This is a genomic window from Pedobacter sp., assembly GCF_965279535.1.
In the GTDB taxonomy this organism is placed as follows: domain Bacteria; phylum Bacteroidota; class Bacteroidia; order Sphingobacteriales; family Sphingobacteriaceae; genus Pedobacter.
This window is the reverse complement of sequence record NZ_OZ257244.1, coordinates 3,512,294-3,533,158: the sequence shown is the minus strand read 5'-3', so window position 1 is coordinate 3,533,158 and position 20,865 is coordinate 3,512,294. Positions and strand designations below refer to the sequence as shown.

Here is a 20,865-nt window from a genome sequence, read left to right as displayed (position 1 = left end):
TAGCTAAACTGTAAATTGTTAACTAAAAACTGCTATCTGGCAAGAAAATCTGCCACAAGCTTCTCGGCTTCGGCGCAGGCTATATCGAGTTCGAAATTTTTCAATACCACATCGAATTTATCTGCGTATTGAAGTTCCTTTTCTGCCTTAGCAAAACGTTCCTGCAATTTAGCGGCACTATCTGTTCCACGACCAGATAAGCGTTCTTTCAATACTTCCAATGAAGGAGGTTGGACAAAAATAGCTAAAGCATCATCTTCATACTTTCTCTTTAAGCGCAGACCACCTTCCACATCAATATCAAAAATAACATGTTTGTCTGCATCCCATATGCGTTGAATTTCTGAACGTAGCGTACCATAAAAAGTACCGTTATAAACTTCTTCAAACTCTACAAAATCATGTTGCGATACACGATGTAAGAATTCTTCCTTGGAGATAAAGTAATAATCCTTTTTATGTTCTTCAGTACCTCTACTTTCACGGGTAGTAGCTGAAATAGAGAAGCTTAATTCAGGAAACTTTTTTAAAAGGTGTTGCACAATAGTGGTTTTACCTGCTCCTGATGGTGCTGAAAATATAATTAATTTGCCTTGCTTCATTTGAGCTGCTATAATACGTTTAGTAATTGTTCCTTAATTTTTTCTAACTCTTCTTTCATTCCCACAACGAACTGCTGCATCTGCGCATCATTTGCTTTAGCTCCCATTGTATTGATTTCTCTGCCAATCTCCTGCGAAATAAAACCCATTTTCTTTCCATTCGCTTCTTTACTATCTAAAGTCTGCAAGAAATAATCGCAGTGACTTTTAAGCCTGGTTTTTTCTTCAGTGATATCGATTTTATCAATGTAATAGATCAATTCCTGCTCGAAACGGTTTTGATCAATATTTACCTTCCCTACTGCATCATCTAAAAATTGGGCAAATTTTTCGCGAATTGCTACAATCCTTCTCGGTTCAAGCGCTTCTACTGATTTGAAATAACCCAGGATATTGTTGATGCGAAGGGCAAGATCTGCTTTTAAAACCTTGCCTTCATCCTCTCTGAATTGATTGAAGTTGTTTAAGGCCTGGGTAAATACTTTAAAAAGATGGTTCCACTCATCTTCGCTAACACTTTCCTCTTTGTAATTAATTACATCAGGAAAGGTTAATGCAGTTTGTAAAAGATTACTGCTATTTGCATTTAATGAATCGTTAACAGCTATTAACTGATTATAATAGTGATTTAATAAGGCTGTATTGATGGTAGCTCCGGTAACCTCTCCCCCGTTTCTTTCAACAGTGATGTTTAAGCTTACTTTACCTCTTTCGATGTCTTTGCTACAGATATTTCTAATGATCAGTTCCTTCTCAGAAAAAGCCTTAGGGAATTTTAAATTCAGCTCCAGAAACTTACTGTTGAGCGATTTGATTTCGACACTATACTTTGCATTTGCGTAATCGGCTGTTGCTAAGCCGTATCCCGTCATGGATTTAATCATGCGCAAAGGTAAGAAAAATTAGCGAACAGTTTTTAGTCGTTCCCAACCGCTGCAGTACTGTCTTTGAGCAAAGCTGTTATAGAATTGAAGGCCTGGTTTTTTAACCTTTCTAAATCTCCAGACTCCAGACCATTTACTTCTATAGCCTGCCCAAATACTGTTTTAATGACCCCAGGTTTTAATAGCAAGGGATTTTTACGGGGCAAATGCTCCCCGCTGTTGAGAATGGCAAAAGGCATAATAGGAGTTTGCGTTTCTATGGCCAGTCTGAAAGCGCCATCAAAAAAAGGCGCCAGGAGCTGATCGGTTTTATTCATTGTTCCCTCGGGGAATATTAAAATTGATTGTCCTTCAGATAAATCTTTTCTTAGCGCTACTACCGACTGGTCTCTGCTTTCCCTGCTGCTTCTATCAATCATCACCACCAAGCGTTTATAAATCCAGCCAAAAACCGGAATTTTTAGCATCTCAATCTTGCCTAAGGGTCTAAAAGCCTGTGGAATACAGATGACGATGGCAACGGCATCTAAAAAAGAGCGGTGGTTGCCTACATAAATATAGGCTTTACTGGTATCAATACCCTTTCTACCCCTGCTGCTAAACCATAAGAAAGTGGATAAACTAAAGCCCCAGGCCCAAAATTTAAGAAAAAAGAAGGCTGTTCTCCTCCCAGTCTTCTCCTTAAATAAGGCTGTACTTAAAATAATAAAAGGGCATACCAGTATCATCAACACGAAAAATATGATGGCCGAATACAACAAATAAATTAACCCAACAAACTTTCTCATCTGTATTAACGTTTTTTTAACAACATACACCGTTAACAATTGTTAATTTTACAAAAAATATCTTACAACTGATGAAAGCCCTCAACCTATTTTCCTGCATTTTTATTGCCTTAATTTGTTTGAGTTCTGCGGCCTGGAGTCAGGATTTTATTGTTAAAGGCGTAGTGATTGAGCGAGGTTCGAACATTAGAGTGGCCTTAGCAGAAATCACCAATATGCGCAGCAAAATCGGTGTTGGCAGTAATGACATGGGTATGTTTCAGCTGAGAGCTAAAGTTGGCGATACGCTTTATATAGCCAAAAGAAATTTAATCGACCAGCAGGTGGTAGTAAAAGGCGAGCAGGATTTAATTATATACCTCATCAGAGCAACAACCACCCTCGACGAAGTGACCATCAGAGGCAATACCAAACAGCAGGATCTGGCTGAAATTAAACAGGAATTCAAAAACAAAGGGGTTTACAACGGCGGTAAAACCAAATTCCTTTCTGCCTTTTTCCAACCTTTAAATGCCTTGTACAACCTCTTGGGCAAAGATCCTAAAAATGCAAGGCGATTTGGCCGATATGCCGATAATGAAATCAAGCAAAGCCAGATTGATCAGTATTTTAACGGAACAATTATCCAGAACAATACCGATTTAAGGGGCAAAGACCTGGAGACTTACATGCTCAACTGCAGACCCGAGTACGATAAGGCACAATACTGGAGCAGCTACGATTACATTAAATACATCAAAGAATCTTCGAAGAAATTTACAGATACACTGGGAAAGGGGAAGTAGTGGGGAGTTTTGAGTTTAGAGTAGGGAGTTTGGAGTAGGGAGTTCTGGGCGCATAACCCAGCTAAGCGCCTTGTAGTCGACAGCTAAACAACTCAACAATTAACCGATTAAACAATCAGTGGGGAGTTTGGAGTAGGGAGTTTAGAGTGGGGAGTTCTGGGCGCATAACCCAGCTAAGCGCCTTGATAGTCGACAGCTAAACCATTCAGCAATTAAACAGTTAAACAATCAGCGGGGAGTTTTGATTTGGAGCTTGGAGTAGGGAGTTCTGGGCGCATAACCCAGCTAAGCGCTTTGTAGTCGACAGCTAAACAACTCAACAATTAACCAGTTGAGCAATTAAACAACAAACTCTAGATGCTCAATGCTTCACAAGCTTTCTCTGCTGCCAGTTTCTCTGCGTTTTTCTTGTTGTAATCGCGACCTGTTCCATGTTTTTCGCCATCTACAATTGCACTGATGGTAAACAGCTTGGCACTTTCTCCCTCATCGTTCTGCACCAATTCAAACATCACATCTTTACCATGGCGCTGGCACCATTCAATCAGTTTACTTTTGAAATTGGTTTCGGTAAGTTCGAGGGTATGAATATCAATGTGTGGCTTAACAATTCTGCGCAGTAAAAACTCTTTGGTAAAGTTGTAACCCTTATCCAGATAGATGGCACCTACAATGGCCTCAAAAGCATCGCCCAACATAGAATTATGTTTGGTTTGAACGCTTACCGATCTTTGATCAAACTGAATCATTTTATCAAAACCGATTTTCTTTGCCAGTTGATTCAGGTTTGCCCGGTTTACAATTTTAGAGCGCATTTCGGTTAAAAAACCCTCTTCCTTATAGGGATAGTGTTTAAAAAGTAACTCTGCAATAACAGAGCCTAATACCGCATCACCTAAAAATTCGAGTCTTTCATTGCTACTGCGACTACCATTTTTTAAGACTTTAGCTACTGAGCGATGCCTGAACGCCATTTTATAAAGCGCAACATTGCCCGGAACAAAGCCCAAAATGTTTTTCAGCTTTTTTACAAACTCCTTTTCAGGAGAAATATAAAGTTTATATAATCTAAATATCGGCATTAAATAAATAACACAATTAGCGGCTAATGAGCATATTTAACTAAGTTATCTATTTTTAGTCAGCATACAAAATTATAAAGCAAGCACTGAAATTAATCTTCGTATTTTTTGAAAATTACCGAAGCGTTGTGCCCTCCGAAACCGAAAGTATTGCTTAACGCTGCCCTAACTGTACGTTTTTGAGCTTTGTTGAACGTAAAATTCAATTTTGGATCAAATGCAGGATCATCTGTAAAGTGATTGATTGTTGGAGGAACAATATCATTTTGTACAGAAAGAATTGCGGCAATTGCCTCAATTGCTCCAGCTGCCCCTAATAAGTGGCCTGTCATAGATTTTGTTGAGCTGATGTTCAGTTTATAAGCATCCTCACCGAATAAATCTGCAATGGCTTTGGTTTCACTAATATCACCCAATGGTGTAGAGGTACCATGAACATTGATATAATCGATATCGGCAGTAGTTAAACCTGCATCTCTTAAAGCGTTAGACATAACCATTTTAGCACCTAAACCCTCAGGGTGTGGAGCTGTGATGTGATTGGCATCTGCGCTCATCCCCCCGCCTACAAGTTCAGCATAAATTTTTGCTCCCCTTGCTTTAGCGTGTTCAAGTTCTTCTAAAATAATTGTTCCGGCGCCTTCACCAGCAACAAATCCATCACGGTCTTTATCAAACGGACGTGAAGCTGTGGTTGGATCGTCGTTACGTGTAGATAATGCATGCATGGCATTAAAACCACCCATACCTGCTTCATTGATGATCGCTTCAGAACCACCACTGATGATCACATCAGCCATACCCAAGCGGATATAGTTGAATGCATCAATCATGGCATTGGTTGAAGAAGCACATGCCGAAACAGTTGCAAAATTTGGCCCACGTAAGCCGTATTTGATCGAGATATGCCCGGGAGCGATATCAATAATCATTTTAGGAATAAAAAATGGATTGTATCTTGGCGTACCATCTCCTTTAGCGAAATTGGAAATTTCATCTAAAAAAGTTTTCAATCCACCTATGCCTGCACCCCAGATTACGCCGATACGGTTGGTATCCAGATTTGTAAAATCAAATCCACCATCCTTTACCGCCTCCTCTGTAGCTACAAGAGCATATTGTACAAACGGATCAAGCTTACGGGCTTCTTTTTTCTCCAAAAAGTCTTCTGGATTAAAGTTTTTTACCTCACAAGCGAATTTGGTCTTGAACTTTTCAGTGTCAAAACCTTTAATAGGAGCGGCGCCGCTCACTCCGTTAGTCAACCCTTCCCAAAAATCAGGAACATTATTGCCTATAGGAGTGAGCGCACCCAAACCTGTTACTACTACTCTTTTTAATTCCATTTATACTGAAAAAGCGTACTTTCTATTTAACGTTTTTTTCCAAATAAGCGATTGCTTGACCAACTGTACCGATGGTTTCAGCCTGATCATCAGGAATGGCTACATTAAATTCTTTTTCAAATTCCATAATTAATTCTACGGTATCTAAAGAATCTGCACCCAAATCGTTGGTGAATGAAGCCTCTGGTGTAACTTCGCTTTCATCAACACCTAGTTTTTCTACGATAATAGCCTTTACTCTTGAAGCAATATCAGACATAATTTTATAATTTAATGGTTAAATAATTCTGTGCAAAGAAAAATAAATTCTTACAATTTTCAAATGTTTTTATTTCGACACGTATTTTTGGCATCATAATAACACAACGAATATAGAATTAGTTTTTTAATTTCGTTCTGTTTAAAATTTATTTTGCCTTGAATAAAACTTACCTAAAATTAACCTTAGACCTTGATTTTATATTAATTGCGATCACAGCGCCCTTAAAAGACTATGTATTGTGCCACAAAATTAATACGAGATTAAATACAGAGTTTGAGAAAGTAGAGGATCATGAAATATTTTTTAATATTGATGAACCGGCCTGGTCTTTCTCTAAATATTATTTTTTTGTAGAGCAAGGTGAGGTAGAATATTATTTAATTAGCAACAGAAGTAGCGATGGCCTCCTGATTCCTGAAATGTCTAACGTGGATTTTTTCATTATTATCAGAGAATTTATTGACAAAGAAGACCTTAATTATTTAATTGCCGGACTAAACAAACTACCTGATATACAGGTAGCTGCAAGGATAGAACCTACCAAATTGAAGAGCAGGGAAAATTTGGTAATATAAAAATTATATACTTGGTGTATTAATTACACTATATTTGAGGGTTATAAACAACGAACAGAAGAACAAAATATATAAAAATTGATGTAGTTTAATTACTTTAGATAGTGAATTAGCGACGAATAAACTACATTGCTAAAAATCAATTATTAAATGAAACCTTTTCATTCCAGAACCAAAATTGTTGCCACACTTGGGCCAGCATCGGCAAAACCTGATGTATTATACAGTATGTTTAACGCAGGTTTAGATGTTTGCCGGTTAAATTTTTCACATGGTTCACAAGCAGATCACCAGGCGGTTTTAGATACCATTCGCGATCTTAATAAAAAATACGATTATAATGTTGGGATCCTTGCCGATTTACAAGGGCCTAAAATCCGTATCGGACTTGTTAAAGAAGGTGGCATCAACCTGATTAACGGAAGCAAAACAATTATTACCACCAACGAGTGCATCGGTAACGAAGAGCGCATTTATATCACCTACCAAAACTTCCCTCAGGATGTTCAGGCCGGAGAAATCATTCTTTTAGATGATGGAAAGCTTCAGATGAAAGTTTTATCTACCAACTTAAAAGATGAGGTAGTTTGCGAAGTGGTTCACGGAGGTATTTTAACCTCAAGAAAAGGTGTTAACCTTCCCAATACTAAAGTTTCAATCCCTTCATTAACTGCTGAGGACCGTGAAAATTTAGAATTTGTTTTAAAAAATGACGTAGAATGGATCGGTTTATCTTTCGTGCGTAAAGCTGAAGATATCATCGAGCTTAAAAAAATTATTGCAGAACGTGGTAAAACTGCCCGCGTGATTGCTAAAATTGAGAAACCAGAGGCTATTGCCAATATCGATGAGATTATTGCAGTTACTGATGGTGTAATGGTTGCCCGTGGAGACTTGGGTGTTGAGTGTCCGATGGAAGAAGTTCCATTGTTACAAAAAATGATCGTTCAAAAATGTAGAGCGGCTTCAAAACCAGTAATTATCGCTACCCAAATGTTAGAAAGCATGATTACTACCCCTCGCCCAACCCGTGCTGAGGTAAATGACGTAGCCAACTCTGTATTAGATGGTGCTGATGCTGTGATGCTTAGCGGTGAAACTTCGGTAGGTGAATTCCCGCTGATTGTTATTGAAACCATGCAGAAAATTATCCAAAATATTGAAGAGAATAATTATCCTTTCAATCCAGATAAATTCTTAAAACCAAAATCACCATCATTTTTGAGTGATGCGATTTGCGATTCGGCTTGTTTCCTTGCTAAACAAACTAATGCAGTAGGTATTGTATCCATGACTTTAAGTGGTTATACGGCTTTCGAAATTTCGAGCCACCGCCCTGAGGCATTGGTATTTATCTTTACCAGCAACAGAGAATTATTGAATACCGTTAGCTTACTTTGGGGCGTTAGAGGTTTCTATTACGATAAGTTTGAGAGCACTGATAACACCATTATCGAGGTAAACGATTTCTTAAAAAGCAAGAAATTAGTTAAGGCAGGCGACATTGTAATCAATACAGCAGCTATCCCAATGGAAGTTAAAGGAAAAACCAACATGTTGAAAATCACAGTTGTTGAGTAATCCGAACAAAAATAATTGATAAAAATGCCTGGGTTATGGCCCGGGCATTTTTGTTAACCAAATAAAAAATATATTTTTGCAACCCGCTCGGAGAGGTGTCAGAGTGGTCGATCGAGCACGCTTGGAAAGCGTGTGTACTGCAAGGTACCGCGGGTTCGAATCCCGCCCTCTCCGCTGAATTTGAAAAGGAGTCTGTAAAGGCTCCTTTTTCTATTTTAGGGCAATACGGTGACAAAAAAGGGCAACTCCTAAAGACCAGACATATCTCTGGGGTGATTTAAGCACCATTAGTAAGCTCCAATGGCTTTCCACATTTCACCTATAGATCGATGGCTTTTCATTCTGCAAATAACGGGGTTTCAAAGCCCTCTGGAGGTATTACTCGGGCCATTTGGATATCTCAACCTTCAAATTGCAAATGTTAAATCCTTGCCATTTTAATTGGATCTGCTCTATTTCTTAAACCACAACAACCCCTGTATAAGTACTCATTGCAATCTCCTGCCTATCATCCGAGATGAATGAAATCCAGGTGTGCAGTTCTATACCCTTTTCAACAACAGGGATTTCAATTGTTTCCATGCCATCAACTCTCCTCGCGCCACTTAATTTAAAGTAAGATTGCTGGTTTTTTATATCGTAAGCCATCACCATTACCTGATCTGTTTCCCTGATCCCGTTGGTACCTCCATTATTATCCCAACTGAAATGAAGGCCTGCATCATCCTTAGCCACTACTGGGTTTTCTGCTCCCATCAGGCTTCCAAATGTTAAACAAACCCTGGTACAATCAATATCGCCCCTGTCATCCAAAGCATGGAGCATATTGTACGATTTGGCTGCATTGTGGGCAGTCATCATCCGCAGTTTAGATTCGAGGTTGTACCCTACCCTAATGAAGGGAATTAAGGGTTTAAGAAAGTGTTGCATGTTTGAAAAAGCAGACCTGCAAGCCTTTTGCTGAAGCGTTCCTTTTTTATTTTTCCGACTGGGATGAGGTAAACTTCTCATTACCCATTTCCCGTTTAGCTCATAGCCTACTACGCTACCAACTTTTCCTGTGAAACCACCATTGATTCCGTTTTTAAATGTTGCCATAATTTTTTACGATTATGGGATGACTTATCCTAAGATAAAAAAAGAATATGATAAATGGAGTATTGAAGGAAAATTAGTTGGGGGTTCGGATGCAGTTTATTCGGATCTGTTTGTCATAAGTCCGAACAAAGTCCGTCTAAACCCCCTCGAAAATCCGTTTTAATCCTCTCTTGTTTTATCCTCAATAGTAAACCACAAGTGGGAATAAATTAAGCAGGTTGCCCTTCTGCCCAAGGCAAAGCACCTGCTAATCAGACTCATTTTTTCATTTTATTAACGCGCTTCTAAACGCCTAATATCTTAACTTAGCAATCATGCAAGCTTTAACCCTCAGCAAATCCCAGGCACGGAAAATAATTCTACAGGCGGCGGCTCTCTCCCAAAAAGCACCTTTTGGAACTGGCGTGGATGCTGTTGAACGGTTGATTGAACACCTCGGATTTTTACAACTGGACACCAATTCGGTAGTAGAACGCGCCCACCACCATGTTTTGGCCAGCCGCATACCTGATTACCAAACTGCTTATTTAACAGATCTGTGTGAAGACCTGGCTGTATTCGAGTATTTTTTTTCAGACTCGGGCTATATGCCTATGGCCGATCTGCGCTACACCTTGCCGGTGAAACAAAGTTTTGAGTCAAATCAAAAAACCTTAAGTCTACAGATCAGCAGAACAATGAAAGAAGTGCTTGACCGGATAGAACGTGAGGGACCATTGAGCGTAACTGATTTTGAAAACGACCGGCAGGAAGCCAGCACCGGCTGGTGGGACTGGCGGCCCGCAAAGGTAGCACTGGAAAAACTTTACCTGAATGGCGAGCTGATGATCAACAGGACCAAAACCTTCAAAAAAATATACGACCTGCCAATAAATCTCATGCCGTCGGATATTGATACCAGCCTGCCAAATCCGGAAGAATTTGCCCGCTATATTATTCACAGGACACTGGGTGCATTGGGGATTGCCGGATTAAAGGAAATGTTATGGAGAGCCCGGCGTGTAAAGGGAAACCTTGTTAAAGCAGAACTGACTAAAATGATAGATGCGGGCGAGGTGATAAATGTAAGCATAGAAGGTTTGAAAATTAAACCTCAATATATGCTCGCGAATCAGCAAACAGCTGTCACTTTAACCAACGAACTGTTTATCCTGTCGCCATTTGACATTTTAACTGTATTCAGGCAGCGACTAAAGGACTTCTTTGATTTTGATTACCAACTAGAGTGTTTTGTACCAGCTCCACTTCGTAAATATGGTTACTTTTCACTCCCTGTGTTGTTCGGAGACACCTTCATCGCCAGAATGGATACTAAAGCAGACCGTAAAAAACGAAGCCTGATTGTACACAATATTCACTTTGAGGCTGTTGAATTAAACAGCGAAGCCATAGAAAAATATATCCGGGCTTTAAAAGATTTTACGCATTTTAATCAATGTAACGACATCATTTTTGAAAGAACCAACCAACCGGAATACCTGAAGCGTATAAAAAAGGGGTTTTAAATCTAAAAACTATTTAATTAGCACACATTCTATAATGATTTCTGTTTTACTTTCAGACGCTCAAGAAGACGGTCACACATGAAGTCGAGCATGTGGCCAGCTTCTCTTTCCTCAGATTCAAAGCGCGACATATAATCATCTTTATCAACGGGCTTGATAAAGATGGGTGGAAATCCAAATCTTTTGAATCGGTCAATTTTATTGAGCTTCTTACTAACGTCCATTAACTAAATTTAATGTCATAATCAAACCCTTTGGTCCTAATTTTAGTAACCAGTTGCGGTATAGGTTTTTTCCGATAACTGGCTTCCATTCGTAATTGACAGTGTCTCGCCAACAATAAACTGCTCTGGATCTGCTCTAAACTCGTTTCTTATGTCTTCTATGAAGATTACATCGTTGCGATCTAAAATTTCAGACAGCTGCAAGAGTCTTCGCGAAATGAGATTTAAGCTGGCCATGTTTTTTTCTTCCCAGATTGATTTAAATAAAAATAATGATTTGGAAGGGGAATATCCAACACTTGCCTTTTAGCACTGGGTTATAATGTTTTTTAAAGGAAGAATTAGTGGATCGGTTTTCAAAAATCTTGCTAATTTTATAAGCATAAACCTTATACTATGAGGAAGTTAATTTATGGTATTAACATGAGTTTAGATGGTTGTTGTGATCATACTAAATTTAGTGGCGGAGATCACATTGAGGATTATTTTCGTGAATTGCTGGAAGGTGTCGACCTGGTTATTTACGGACGAAAAACCTATGAACTGATGGTGCCTTTCTGGCCGGAGGTTGCTCAAAACCAGTCTATGAATGAAGCCGGAAATGCCTTTGCTAAAGTTTTTTCGAATCTGAAACGCGTATTGGTTTCCAAAACTTTGCATACGGTTAACGATGAACATACTACAATCATTAACCAAAACCTGAAAGAAGAGATCCTGAAGCTCAAACAACAGCCTGGCAAGGCGATTTCTACGGGTGGAATAGCGCTACCTTCCAAGCTGATCGAGTGGGGCCTGATTGACGAATTCCACATGGTTGTTCATCCACTGATTGTTGGCCAGGGGCGGCGTTTATTTACCGAAATGAATTTGCCGGAAAACCTGGGACTAAAACGCATTGCATCAAAGATATTATCCAATGGCTGCGTGGCCTTACAATATGAAAGGTCTTAAGGGATATCGCAAGTTACCCCCAATAAAGTCGCTTTTGCACCCGCTTATATTGCTTTTTTACGCCCAAATTTGTTAAAGCAAAAATGGAGTAGTAACCAATAAAAAACAGGCGGAACCGAAAAGCCAGATGAGTAGGAACACTAAAAATCTATGTTATGTCAGACAATAATGTTTCATTACACCGCGTAATTAAGGCCTCGCCTGAAAAAGTATACCGTGCATTTATTGAGCCTGTAGCGATTGCTTCCTGGATGCCTCCTTACGGCTTTCTGGGCACCGTACATCAAATGGATGTAAAGGTTGGTGGTACTTTCAGAATGTCTTTCCAAAATTTCACCACCGGAAACAGTAACTATTTCGGGGGAGAGTATCTTGAGGTAAAACCAAATGAATTACTGAAATTCACCGACAAATTTGATGATCCCAACCTGCCGGGAACCATCGTTAATACCATCCGGTTTAAAAAAACTTCGGTAGGTACTGAATTGGAGATTTTTCAGGAAAACATCCCGGCGGTTATACCGGCTGAAATGTGTTACCTGGGCTGGCAGGAATCATTGGAAAAACTGATCAAACTGGTAGAGCCTGAAATACCGGAAGGATAGTAATTGATTCTGTTATGAACGTTTAACAATAAAAGGAAGGGGTTGTATCATAAATGTAATTTCGAATTAAATTTGTTAGGTTCTGCCTTCTGATTCAAAATCGGTACAAGTTTTCGAAACGCACTAATGGTGCTTGATCAGGGTCGTTCGACATGCTCAGGATGACAATTGGTGTTAATGATACAACTTCTTTATTAATCATTTCTAAATGGCAGAAGCAAATATTAAAACCAGATTAGATTTTAAGGAATTTTGATCAGTGAAAAGTCATTTGGCATATGTGGCTGTGTAGTTTAAGTGCAAATTGACTTCTTTTGTAGCTTGTTGAAAGCGCATCTCCGGATGCAGTTAATATTCCGATCCCAGTACAATTTATGACTTATAGCGATATCGATTTCAGTTCTGTAAATCTCGAAAATTTAAAACAAGGAACAGCACTAACCACCCATTCTGGCAAATTAGAAATTATTGCCTACATTGAACCCATAAGCGCTGCTATTGGTAAGCTTTGGACCATCTTTATGAAAAGTGGTAAAATCTATTCTGTTGCTAAATATTATCCCACGGTGTGAGCGGAAAAACAGCAGAAATCCAGCAAAAAAATTCCAACCTAGCCTTTTTTAGCCATTTTTAATACCACTGGATCGGCATTAGGTGCCGAGCTTAATTTGAGAATGCCTTTCACCGCTACCGGATCTTTGCTATAGGTAATTGGCTCAGCCATTTCTACCATTACCATCATGGGTACACCATTTTGCCCGCAATAGAAGCATTGGTTAATGGGTAGAGAGGCCAGCATAAAACGCGTCTGCTTCTGCCCAACTTTAATGGGAATCATATATCCTTCCAGCCTGAATGGGCGATTATCAAACTTTTTTACTGTTTCAGGAAAAGTTACAATGGTTCCTGTACCTTTTACGTATTTGGTTTTAATATTACCGATAATACTCCATTCATCAGATTCAATCTGTTCACTGGGATCATGCTGGGCATATACTCCTGTTGCCAGTAACATAAAAAAGCAGGCTATAATAAATCTCATCATTTTAAATTAACAAACTGCAAAAATACATGCAGCCAAACTAAATCGAGTATTTTCCTGGATATATTTATTTATCACCGGGTTAACGAACCTCTTTTTATCTCACTAATTTAAGCGAGGTAAGTGTATAGTAGTAACCCACTCCTTGAGGATGGATAGGAATCTTTTTGTCCTGGCCGGACGGATGTCTTTCTTTTTTCAGTAGTGTTTATGTTTTCATCGGCCTATGCTTGCTGCGCAGGTTGGCGTCAAAAGAAGCAAACCGAGCCCTTCGCGAGCTCATTAATACAACTAAAAAACACTAAACAACTATTAATAAAGTGTCGGCTTAAAATTATTCATTAGTGTTCATTGTCCTTGATGGTATTCATGAGGGCTACGCCGTTTTTCTATTAAAGTTACTAGGAAGGCTAAGGCAGTGCAACCCGAAAACTTTATTAGGTCGATCCGAGTAGAACGGAGAAGCAATGCGGAGGCCTAGCTGGGCGGCAAAGCAGGGTGGTAAAGCTATTGCGTTAAGAACTAAGTATTTGAACTTATATGTTCTTGAATGCCTTATATGGTTCAAATGCTCATGGGATTCTACAATGTTTACCACCCCCGCCACCACACGGGCTTCCACACCCCCTCCTTAAAAAAAGGAGGGGAGTTACGACCGCCCCAACCTTTTTGAAGCATTTTCTGTGGCTAATATTTAATATAAATCTGACTTTTCCCCCAGAATCCTGCTCCCCTCCTTTTTTCAAGGAGGGGCTGGGGGTGGTTAAACCCGCGCTATAACAACCAATTTATGGTATAAGGCGAAGAAGAAAAGGAATCTTTTTGTCCTGGCCGGACGGGCGTCTTTCTTTTGGTGTCAAAAGAAACAAAAACATCGGCTTAAAACTTTTCTTCTAAAGTCAGTAAGTAGGCTTAGACAGTGCCTGCCGAAAACTTTATTAGGCCGATCGGAGTAGAACGGGGAAACAGTGGGAAGGCCTAGCTGGGTGGCAAAGCATGGTGACCAAAGCGATCGTAATAAGCTTTCTTTATGCAAGAATGATGGATTTGCAAGGTTATGCGTTTCGCTAGCGACCTTAAATAATTAACTGCCTTTTCCCAAGTACGCTTCCGGCCTCGCAGCATTTCGCCGGATAGGACATTAGAATGCTTGTAGTTTCAAACGTTTACTTACTGCCCAAGGGAATAAGCAGCGTGGGTAGGTTTGTGTGGAGGCAAGGCATCTTATTACCGCTAATGGCATTCGGATGCTCCTGGCCAAGAAAGGATGCAAGCCTTGATGTTATTCATTAGTGCTTATTGTTTTCAATGGCATTCATGAGCTCGCTAAGGCTCGGTTTTGTTTCTTTTGGGCCAAGCCAAAAGAAAGAGCCTTTCCGGCGGTGAGGAAGAAAATGAATCTCTTTGTCCTGGCCGGACGGGCTTATCTTCTTTTTTCAGTAGTGTTTATGTTTTCATCTGCCTTCAAGCTTGCTGCGCAGGTTGGCGTCAAAAGAAGCAAACCGAGCCCTTCGCGAGCTCATTAATACAACTAAAAAACAATAAACAACTATTAATAAAACGTCGGCTTAAAACTTTTCTATTAAAGTGTGTGCTATGGCTGGGGCAGTGCCTGCCGAAAACTTTATTAGGCCGATCCGAGTAGAACGGGGAAACAGTGCGGTGGCCTAGCGGGGTGGCAAGGCATGGTGGTAAAGCTATTGCGTTAAGAACTGAGTAAGTTTAGCTTATATGTTCTTACATGACTTATATGGTTCAAATGCTCATGGGATTCTACAATGTTTTACCACCCCCGCCACCACACAGGCTTCCACACCCCCTCCTTGAAAAAAGGAGGGGAGCTAAATTACGATAGCTACGCAGATACATGTTCGATGTTGATTGTTTAGGCGTTTTGCTAGCTGCCTATAATAATTAACTGACTTTTCCCAAGTACGCTTCCGGCCTCGCAGCATTTCGCCGGATAGGACATTTGAATGCCTGCAGTTTCAACCGTTTACCTACTGCCCAAGGGAATAAGCAGCGCGGGTAGGTTTGTGTGGAGGCAAGGCATCTTATTACCGCTAATGGCATTCGGATGCTCCTGGCCAAGAAAGGATGCAAGCCTTGATGTTATTCATTAGTGCTTATTGTTTTCAATGGCATTCATGAGCTCGCTAAGGCTCGGTTTTGTTTCTTTTGGGCCAAGCCAAAAGAAAGAGCCTTTCCGGCGGTGAGGAAGAAAATGAATCTCTTTGTCCTGCTTATATGTTTCTTAAATGCCTTATATGGTTCAAATGCCAATAGGATTCTACAATGTTTTACCACCCCCTCCTTGAAAAAAGGAGGGGATTTGCGACCGCTATAATAATTTAATTTTCAATATTGCCGGTTTTAGCCAGGGGGCGGTAAAGCGTACCGTAACCTCTTCAGCTGGTTTGCCATTGGTTTGGATGTACACCAGCATTTTCCCTTTAAAAACACGCTGTTTATTATCAGTGTAGTCGCTCATATCCGAATTATTTCCGGCTTCCATTCCAAGCAGGCGTGCGTTTCCGATAATGTTACAGGTAATCTCGTCATCTGCCAGCATAACCGGAATGCCATCTTCATCTACAAGCTGAAGTTCTATCTGGCTAATTCCGTTTTTCGCTTCCGCCTGCAGCTGGTTTCCCTGCACGATTTTAATCGCCTGCTGGCGTTTGCTCGAGTTAATTTGATACCGGGCACTCTCTTTTCCATTTTCATCCATTCCCACAACTTCCAATTTACCGGGCGCAAAAGGAATATCCCAATAAATTATACCTTGTTGCTGATCGTAAGCTTTGGTTTGCCCAACAATTTCGCCATTGAGCTCTAAACGTGCTTTTGCTGCATTGGTATAGCACACTACCCGAATCAATTGCCCGTTTTGGTAGTTCCAAATGGGCCATGCATCCATAGAAGGTGCCTGATTTTGCTGCTGTCCCTGCTCCGATTCAAGTACCGACCATACGTCTGTTGCTGCCCCTCCCTCTCGTAAGCTATAGGTACCGAGATAAGCCATTGGCTGATCTGACCAAAGCGATTGGCGGAAATAACCCCTGGGTTTTATGAAGCCTGCAAAATCCAGTAAGCCCGAATAAAACCCACGTGAAGGCCATCGGCCAGACTCTCCAAGGTAATCAATGCCTGTCCAAAGAAATTGCCCAAAAATGTGTTCATTGTCTTTAACTGCTTTCCAGGCATTAAAATCATGGCGATTTTCACTTCCAAAGATTATGCGTTTCGGATAGCGTTTATGATCCTCCTGATACCTGCTTTCCGTATAATTGTAACCGGCAATATCCAAAGTGCCAGGATAAGCCGTTTCGTTAGACATGGCCACTCCGGCCAAACCCGCAGTTACTGGTCTGCTGGTATCATATTTACGTACTACCGCAGCAAGTTTCTTTGCAATATCACCTAAGTGCATGGCATCTGGAGCATCTTTCTTATAGCCACCAAATATAGGCTGTGTAAATCCACCTTCCCGGCTTCCTGCAAGCACCGGATGCGAATAAGGATCGTTCGGATAATCTACTTCATTTCCTATACTCCATGCAAATACAGAAAGGTGGTTGCGATCGCGGCGAACCATATCTGCGAGGTCTCTTTCTCCCCATTCCTTGAAAAAATCAGATGTTCCCTGAAATCCCGGCGTACCCACATTCCAGCCCTGAAGCCATTTACGTTTTGGAAACTCCCATTCATCAAAAGCTTCATCCATAACCAATAATCCGAGTTCATCACATAAGTCATATAAAGCCGAAGCCTGTGGGTTATGGCTTGTACGTATGGCATTTACGCCTAATGATTTCAACGATTCCAAGCGGCGACGCCATACTTCGGGATATACCTCTGCCCCCAGAACACCTGCATCGTGATGCAGGCATACGCCCTTTACTTTCATCTGCTTACCATTTAGGGCAAACCCTTTATCGGCATCAAAAGTGAAACTGCGGAAACCTGTTACCGTAGTCGTTCTATCGATTACCTGACCATTCTTCAACACTGTTGTTCGTAAGGTATAACGTGCCGGTGCATCTAAATTCCATAATTTTGGATTGTTAAGATTGATCGTTGATTTGACTGCATTACTTTTTCCGGCTTCAACAATGAGTTTGCTGTTTTCTTTCGCCACCACAGCGCCTGCATCATCTATTAATTCATTGAGGACGGAAAGGCTTGCAGAAGCAGCTGATTCATTTTTCAATATTGTTTCTACGTGAAGAGTCCCCTTCTTACCTGTTATTTGAGGATAGGCATAAACGCCCCACTGCTCCAGATGAATGGGATTTGTGCGTACCAACCAAACATCACGGTAAATCCCTGAACCGGTGTACCAACGAGAATCAGCGTCCTTGCTATGATCTACGCGAACAGCAATCTCGTTTTCTATCCCGTATTTAATGTATGGCGTAATATCGTAACTAAACGAGATATAGCCGTTAGGTCTCTTACCAACAGATTGCCCGTTTACAAATACCTCGCTTCGGTTATATACACCTTCAAAATAGAGATATATTTTTTCCCCTGCTGCTGCTTTTGCAATGATTAGTTTTTTATGATACCAGCCGATGCCGCCAGGGAGATATCCGGAAGCACTGGCATACGAAGGGCTATGGGGCTGTTTAACACTCCAGTCATGAGGAAGTTGCACTTTTCGCCAGGACCTGTTGTTATAGTCTACCCCGCCTTTTCCTTCAATTTCGCCCAGGTGAAAACGCCAGTCGGTGGTAATCTTTTCAGACTGGCCAAATCCGGGCTGACTAAAGGTTATTGCCGGGAGGCAAAAGGTAAGGGTGAGGGCAAGAAATGCGTATTGGAATGATTTCATTTGGTTTAAATTTAATGTGTGGGCTTTACGGGTATAATATTTCCCTGATCATCGAAAAAGAGGCGATCCATACAAACTTCGCGGTTAAAGCCTGCCGCATCTCCCATGTTAATGCCATTAGGATAATTAAATCTGTGGTAAACAATATGCCATTCATCTTTTCCAGGGATTTGCAGTACAGAATTATGACCTGTACCATATATTCCCTGAGCAGGATCTTTTTGCAGAACCAGGTTGTTTTCCGGAATCTGGATAGGCCCTAAAGCAGAGGTGGAAGTTCCGTAGCGCACCCGATAATTTGCACTGCGTGTATCATCTTCCGACCAAAGGAAATAATAAATGCCTTTTCTGTAAAAAACATAACATCCTTCTCTAAATGTTTGATCCGTTTTAAGCACCTTTGTTGTTTTGGGTTTGAGCGAAATCATATCTTTATTCAGCTCTGCTACTGCAAGATAGCCATTTCCCCAATACAAATAACTCTTGTTTGTTTTAGGATCATTGAATACTGCAGGATCAATTTCCTGTCCTCCCTTTATGCCTTCTGGCTTGAAATTAACCAATGCTTTTCCTGAATCTTTAAAGGGTCCCGTGGGCATATTGGAAACTGCAACTCCAATTTTTTGTGCTGCAGTAAAATAGTAGTAATATTGGTAATCTCCTTTAACCTTTTTCTCGGTAATGGTGGGTGCCCAGGCGTTACGATTGGCCCAGCTAACGTCTTTTTTAAGGTCCAGAATAACGCCTTCATCGGTCCAGTTAATGAGGTCTGAAGAGGAAAAGGTTTTAAAGTAAAATCCAGACCAGCCATCGAAGCCATCGCTTGTAGGATAGATATAGTATTTTTTAGTTTTGTTAGAATACAATACATCCGGATCGGCATAGAAACCATCGAGCACGGGATTTTTACTGAGTTTTAACTCGATTCCCTCCGGAACACCCCACTTGTTACAGAGATTTTTTAATTCGGTTCTGGAGATGGGAATAATTGTACCATGGCGGGGATGAAAATCCATCGTAACCTCCTGGTCTATCTTTTTAAATTTATCGAGGTCAAAACTTTCGCAGAACTGGTATTTCCCTTTGCTGTAAACATCATACATCAGGATATACTTGTCAGACCGGTTTAGTTTAAATACACCAGAGCCCTCAACGGCATCCCTTGTTTGTTGTTTATACCCGGGCTGTTCTATCCATTTTCCTGAAGTGAGCGAATCGGTTAACGCCAGTCTTATTCCATTGCCATTTCCTTCCGTTTTATAGAAAAGGTGAAATATCCCATTTTTGTTAATGATGTCTCCATCGATACATGATTTACCATTTTTAGGCCTGAACAATACCTGAGGCTCAGCCTCCAAATCAGTAAAATCGCTGTTCACATAGGCATAGTAAATGATATCCGGACCGGTACCATGCTGCATCGAAAAGTAGATCATGTATTGCCGCTTTGCCGGGTCGTATATGGTTTGTGGCGCCCATACTCTTTTCAGGTTTTCATGCCCTTTAAAACGCTGCTGAATATTGATCACGGTGTGTTTCCAGTTGATTAAGTCATCGGACTTCATCAGCACCATGGCCCGGTTAGAATCCCATCCTTTAGAAGAAGTCATGTCAGTAAGCACCATATAAAACGAGCGTCCATCTTCCGAACGAAGGATATGCGGATCTCTAACACCACCTGTGGAACTGATCACTTTTGAGTTGAGAACAGGCTCATTGTGGTTTAATGCACGGTAATTGTATCCATCGGTACTAATGGCGAAGCATACTGCTTCATCTTTTATGGCATTCCCTTTAAAATAGGTGAACAAGTAGCCAGCAAAATCTTTCTCCGCCGGGCCAGATTTATACATCTGGCCGGTGGAGGTTAAAGCAAAAAAGAGGTTTAAAAGGGTACAGAGTACTAAACTTGCACGATAATTTTTGATCATTGGGGGAATGGCGCTTAAATTTATTTTATCTTCTTAATGATAGTATGATCTACTTTTCCTAAAGGTTTCAGCATCATTATCGCTTATCTTAAAGCAATTTTCTGAACCGGGGTATAATAATATTCACCTGCCGCAGTGGATTTAATTCCTAACCTGGCAAATACATAATCCAGATTTTTCAGGTTATCTGGCAGATCACCAGTAATAACGGTCTGACTGCCGAATACCAGGCCAGCAACATTGCCATCTACGCGAAGTTCGCGCTGTACCTGATCTGTTAAGATTGATTTTCCAAGGTAAAGTCTAACAAACTCAACGTTTGCCGACTGTTGTACCTTGTTAACCACAAATTGTGCCCTGATTGTATTGCCCGACTTTTGGAAGCTTTCATTGGAAATGGTAAAATAAGGCATTACAGGCACTTCAATGTTGGTATCGTCTTTAACGCTCACCTGTATAGTATCTGTAGCTTGTTGCAACCAGGGGGCATCAGCTCTGCGTACCAGTTTATATTGGCCACTAAATAATTTTGCTGAGAAGCTACCATCCTGATCAAGATAAAGTGTAATGGGTGAGCGGAGTGGATACCCATCCTGCCAAAGTTCTAGCTGAGGGCCATTGTTGCGTACCCCCACAGCTTTACCCTGATAAACCACCTTACCGGAAAGTGTAAATTGAGGGGCTTCGAAATTATCGTATTCACAGCTTGCCAGTAATATACTGACAGCTGTGGTGATTAAGGTTAAAAATTTTAGTTTCATAATACT

20 protein-coding genes and 1 tRNA gene are annotated in these 20,865 nt (G+C 40.6%); 8 read left to right on the top strand and 13 right to left on the bottom strand.

Features of this window, described 5'->3' with window-relative positions; genetic code table 11:
* Window positions 1-32: 32 nt before the first annotated feature.
* The 3 genes from gmk to ACQY77_RS14345 are packed head-to-tail and all read right to left on the bottom strand — an operon-like array spanning window position 33 to window position 2,274.
* Window positions 33-602 carry a guanylate kinase gene (gene gmk, locus ACQY77_RS14355; RefSeq protein ID WP_421941472.1) on the bottom strand — a complete coding sequence of 190 codons (570 nt, stop codon included), beginning with the start codon at window positions 600-602 and terminating at the stop codon, window positions 33-35.
* Between the two features lie 8 nt (window positions 603-610).
* Window positions 611-1,474: a YicC/YloC family endoribonuclease gene (locus ACQY77_RS14350; protein WP_421942379.1), complete on the bottom strand. Its 864-nt coding sequence runs from the start codon at window positions 1,472-1,474 to the stop codon at window positions 611-613.
* Window positions 1,475-1,518: 44 nt separating this feature from the next.
* Window positions 1,519-2,274, bottom strand: a complete 756-nt coding sequence (locus tag ACQY77_RS14345; protein WP_421941473.1) for a lysophospholipid acyltransferase family protein — start codon at window positions 2,272-2,274, stop codon at window positions 1,519-1,521.
* A 71-nt stretch (window positions 2,275-2,345) separates the two neighbouring features.
* On the opposite strand from ACQY77_RS14345, the gene ACQY77_RS14340 reads away from it, so the two are divergent.
* Complete coding sequence (locus ACQY77_RS14340) at window positions 2,346-3,059, top strand: hypothetical protein (protein WP_421941474.1); 714 nt, start codon at window positions 2,346-2,348, stop codon at window positions 3,057-3,059.
* 353 nt (window positions 3,060-3,412) lie between these two features.
* Here ACQY77_RS14340 and rnc read toward each other — a convergent pair whose 3' ends face one another.
* The 3 genes from rnc to ACQY77_RS14325 all read right to left on the bottom strand — a co-directional run bounded on the left by rnc (window position 3,413) and on the right by ACQY77_RS14325 (window position 5,746).
* Entirely contained in the window at window positions 3,413-4,141 is a 729-nt protein-coding gene (gene rnc / locus ACQY77_RS14335; RefSeq protein WP_421941475.1) for a ribonuclease III, read from the bottom strand.
* 92 nt (window positions 4,142-4,233) lie between these two features.
* A complete protein-coding gene (gene fabF / locus ACQY77_RS14330) occupies window positions 4,234-5,487 on the bottom strand; it encodes a beta-ketoacyl-ACP synthase II (protein WP_421941476.1) in 1,254 nt (417 codons plus the stop codon).
* A 22-nt stretch (window positions 5,488-5,509) separates the two neighbouring features.
* The gene (locus ACQY77_RS14325; protein ID WP_008508386.1) at window positions 5,510-5,746 is read right to left on the bottom strand and encodes an acyl carrier protein; all 237 of its coding nucleotides are present in this window, start codon (window positions 5,744-5,746) and stop codon (window positions 5,510-5,512) included.
* A gap of 158 nt (window positions 5,747-5,904) precedes the next feature.
* Between ACQY77_RS14325 and ACQY77_RS14320 the strand changes: the two genes are divergently transcribed.
* The 3 genes from ACQY77_RS14320 to ACQY77_RS14310 all read left to right on the top strand — a co-directional run bounded on the left by ACQY77_RS14320 (window position 5,905) and on the right by ACQY77_RS14310 (window position 8,079).
* A complete protein-coding gene (locus ACQY77_RS14320; RefSeq protein ID WP_421941477.1) occupies window positions 5,905-6,324 on the top strand; it encodes an IPExxxVDY family protein in 420 nt (139 codons plus the stop codon).
* 150 nt (window positions 6,325-6,474) lie between these two features.
* On the top strand, window positions 6,475-7,905 hold the full coding sequence (gene pyk, locus ACQY77_RS14315; RefSeq protein WP_421941478.1) for a pyruvate kinase: 1,431 nt from the start codon (window positions 6,475-6,477) through the stop codon (window positions 7,903-7,905).
* 89 nt (window positions 7,906-7,994) lie between these two features.
* Window positions 7,995-8,079: transfer RNA gene (locus tag ACQY77_RS14310), tRNA-Ser, on the top strand.
* A gap of 285 nt (window positions 8,080-8,364) precedes the next feature.
* On the opposite strand, the gene ACQY77_RS14305 is transcribed toward ACQY77_RS14310, so the two are convergent.
* Window positions 8,365-9,003 carry a DUF6266 family protein gene (locus ACQY77_RS14305; protein ID WP_421941479.1) on the bottom strand — a complete coding sequence of 213 codons (639 nt, stop codon included), beginning with the start codon at window positions 9,001-9,003 and terminating at the stop codon, window positions 8,365-8,367.
* 314 nt (window positions 9,004-9,317) lie between these two features.
* On the opposite strand from ACQY77_RS14305, the gene ACQY77_RS14300 reads away from it, so the two are divergent.
* A complete protein-coding gene (locus ACQY77_RS14300) occupies window positions 9,318-10,508 on the top strand; it encodes a winged helix-turn-helix domain-containing protein (RefSeq protein ID WP_421941480.1) in 1,191 nt (396 codons plus the stop codon).
* A gap of 29 nt (window positions 10,509-10,537) precedes the next feature.
* Here ACQY77_RS14300 and ACQY77_RS14295 read toward each other — a convergent pair whose 3' ends face one another.
* Together ACQY77_RS14295 and ACQY77_RS14290 are read right to left on the bottom strand one after the other, a co-directional pair.
* Complete coding sequence (locus tag ACQY77_RS14295; RefSeq protein WP_421941481.1) at window positions 10,538-10,732, bottom strand: hypothetical protein; 195 nt, start codon at window positions 10,730-10,732, stop codon at window positions 10,538-10,540.
* Between the two features lie 42 nt (window positions 10,733-10,774).
* Complete coding sequence (locus ACQY77_RS14290) at window positions 10,775-10,969, bottom strand: hypothetical protein (RefSeq protein WP_421941482.1); 195 nt, start codon at window positions 10,967-10,969, stop codon at window positions 10,775-10,777.
* 159 nt (window positions 10,970-11,128) lie between these two features.
* Between ACQY77_RS14290 and ACQY77_RS14285 the strand changes: the two genes are divergently transcribed.
* From ACQY77_RS14285 to ACQY77_RS14275, 3 genes are all read left to right on the top strand, one after another.
* Entirely contained in the window at window positions 11,129-11,683 is a 555-nt protein-coding gene (locus tag ACQY77_RS14285) for a dihydrofolate reductase family protein (RefSeq protein ID WP_421941483.1), read from the top strand.
* 155 nt (window positions 11,684-11,838) lie between these two features.
* Window positions 11,839-12,288, top strand: a complete 450-nt coding sequence (locus ACQY77_RS14280) for an SRPBCC family protein (protein ID WP_421941484.1) — start codon at window positions 11,839-11,841, stop codon at window positions 12,286-12,288.
* A 374-nt stretch (window positions 12,289-12,662) separates the two neighbouring features.
* A complete protein-coding gene (locus ACQY77_RS14275) occupies window positions 12,663-12,860 on the top strand; it encodes a hypothetical protein (protein WP_421941485.1) in 198 nt (65 codons plus the stop codon).
* Between the two features lie 38 nt (window positions 12,861-12,898).
* On the opposite strand, the gene ACQY77_RS14270 is transcribed toward ACQY77_RS14275, so the two are convergent.
* The 4 genes from ACQY77_RS14270 to ACQY77_RS14255 all read right to left on the bottom strand — a co-directional run bounded on the left by ACQY77_RS14270 (window position 12,899) and on the right by ACQY77_RS14255 (window position 20,859).
* On the bottom strand, window positions 12,899-13,333 hold the full coding sequence (locus ACQY77_RS14270; protein ID WP_421941486.1) for a hypothetical protein: 435 nt from the start codon (window positions 13,331-13,333) through the stop codon (window positions 12,899-12,901).
* A gap of 2,338 nt (window positions 13,334-15,671) precedes the next feature.
* Entirely contained in the window at window positions 15,672-18,167 is a 2,496-nt protein-coding gene (locus ACQY77_RS14265) for a sugar-binding domain-containing protein (RefSeq protein WP_421941487.1), read from the bottom strand.
* An 11-nt stretch (window positions 18,168-18,178) separates the two neighbouring features.
* Window positions 18,179-20,098, bottom strand: coding sequence for a family 43 glycosylhydrolase (locus ACQY77_RS14260; protein ID WP_421941488.1), 1,920 nt, complete (start codon window positions 20,096-20,098; stop codon window positions 18,179-18,181).
* Window positions 20,099-20,181: 83 nt separating this feature from the next.
* Window positions 20,182-20,859 (bottom strand): DUF3823 domain-containing protein, encoded by a 678-nt coding sequence (locus tag ACQY77_RS14255; RefSeq protein WP_421941489.1) that lies wholly within the window; start codon window positions 20,857-20,859, stop codon window positions 20,182-20,184.
* Window positions 20,860-20,865 lie beyond the last annotated feature (6 nt).

Excerpts from the sequence above, each read along its gene's own strand:
- gmk (WP_421941472.1), bottom strand. The coding sequence starts at position 602 with ATGAAGCAAGGCAAATTAATTATATTTTCAGCACCATCAGGAGCAGGT.
- ACQY77_RS14350 (WP_421942379.1), bottom strand. The coding sequence starts at position 1,474 with ATGACGGGATACGGCTTAGCAACAGCCGATTACGCAAATGCAAAGTAT.
- ACQY77_RS14345 (WP_421941473.1), bottom strand. The coding sequence starts at position 2,274 with ATGAGAAAGTTTGTTGGGTTAATTTATTTGTTGTATTCGGCCATCATA.
- ACQY77_RS14340 (WP_421941474.1), top strand. The coding sequence starts at position 2,346 with ATGAAAGCCCTCAACCTATTTTCCTGCATTTTTATTGCCTTAATTTGT.
- rnc (WP_421941475.1), bottom strand. The coding sequence starts at position 4,141 with ATGCCGATATTTAGATTATATAAACTTTATATTTCTCCTGAAAAGGAG.
- fabF (WP_421941476.1), bottom strand. The coding sequence starts at position 5,487 with ATGGAATTAAAAAGAGTAGTAGTAACAGGTTTGGGTGCGCTCACTCCT.
- ACQY77_RS14325 (WP_008508386.1), bottom strand. The coding sequence starts at position 5,746 with ATGTCTGATATTGCTTCAAGAGTAAAGGCTATTATCGTAGAAAAACTA.
- pyk (WP_421941478.1), top strand. The coding sequence starts at position 6,475 with ATGAAACCTTTTCATTCCAGAACCAAAATTGTTGCCACACTTGGGCCA.
- ACQY77_RS14305 (WP_421941479.1), bottom strand. The coding sequence starts at position 9,003 with ATGGCAACATTTAAAAACGGAATCAATGGTGGTTTCACAGGAAAAGTT.
- ACQY77_RS14300 (WP_421941480.1), top strand. The coding sequence starts at position 9,318 with ATGCAAGCTTTAACCCTCAGCAAATCCCAGGCACGGAAAATAATTCTA.
- ACQY77_RS14295 (WP_421941481.1), bottom strand. The coding sequence starts at position 10,732 with ATGGACGTTAGTAAGAAGCTCAATAAAATTGACCGATTCAAAAGATTT.
- ACQY77_RS14290 (WP_421941482.1), bottom strand. The coding sequence starts at position 10,969 with ATGGCCAGCTTAAATCTCATTTCGCGAAGACTCTTGCAGCTGTCTGAA.
- ACQY77_RS14285 (WP_421941483.1), top strand. The coding sequence starts at position 11,129 with ATGAGGAAGTTAATTTATGGTATTAACATGAGTTTAGATGGTTGTTGT.
- ACQY77_RS14280 (WP_421941484.1), top strand. The coding sequence starts at position 11,839 with ATGTCAGACAATAATGTTTCATTACACCGCGTAATTAAGGCCTCGCCT.
- ACQY77_RS14275 (WP_421941485.1), top strand. The coding sequence starts at position 12,663 with ATGACTTATAGCGATATCGATTTCAGTTCTGTAAATCTCGAAAATTTA.
- ACQY77_RS14270 (WP_421941486.1), bottom strand. The coding sequence starts at position 13,333 with ATGATGAGATTTATTATAGCCTGCTTTTTTATGTTACTGGCAACAGGA.
- ACQY77_RS14265 (WP_421941487.1), bottom strand. The coding sequence starts at position 18,167 with ATGAAATCATTCCAATACGCATTTCTTGCCCTCACCCTTACCTTTTGC.
- ACQY77_RS14260 (WP_421941488.1), bottom strand. The coding sequence starts at position 20,098 with ATGATCAAAAATTATCGTGCAAGTTTAGTACTCTGTACCCTTTTAAAC.
- ACQY77_RS14255 (WP_421941489.1), bottom strand. The coding sequence starts at position 20,859 with ATGAAACTAAAATTTTTAACCTTAATCACCACAGCTGTCAGTATATTA.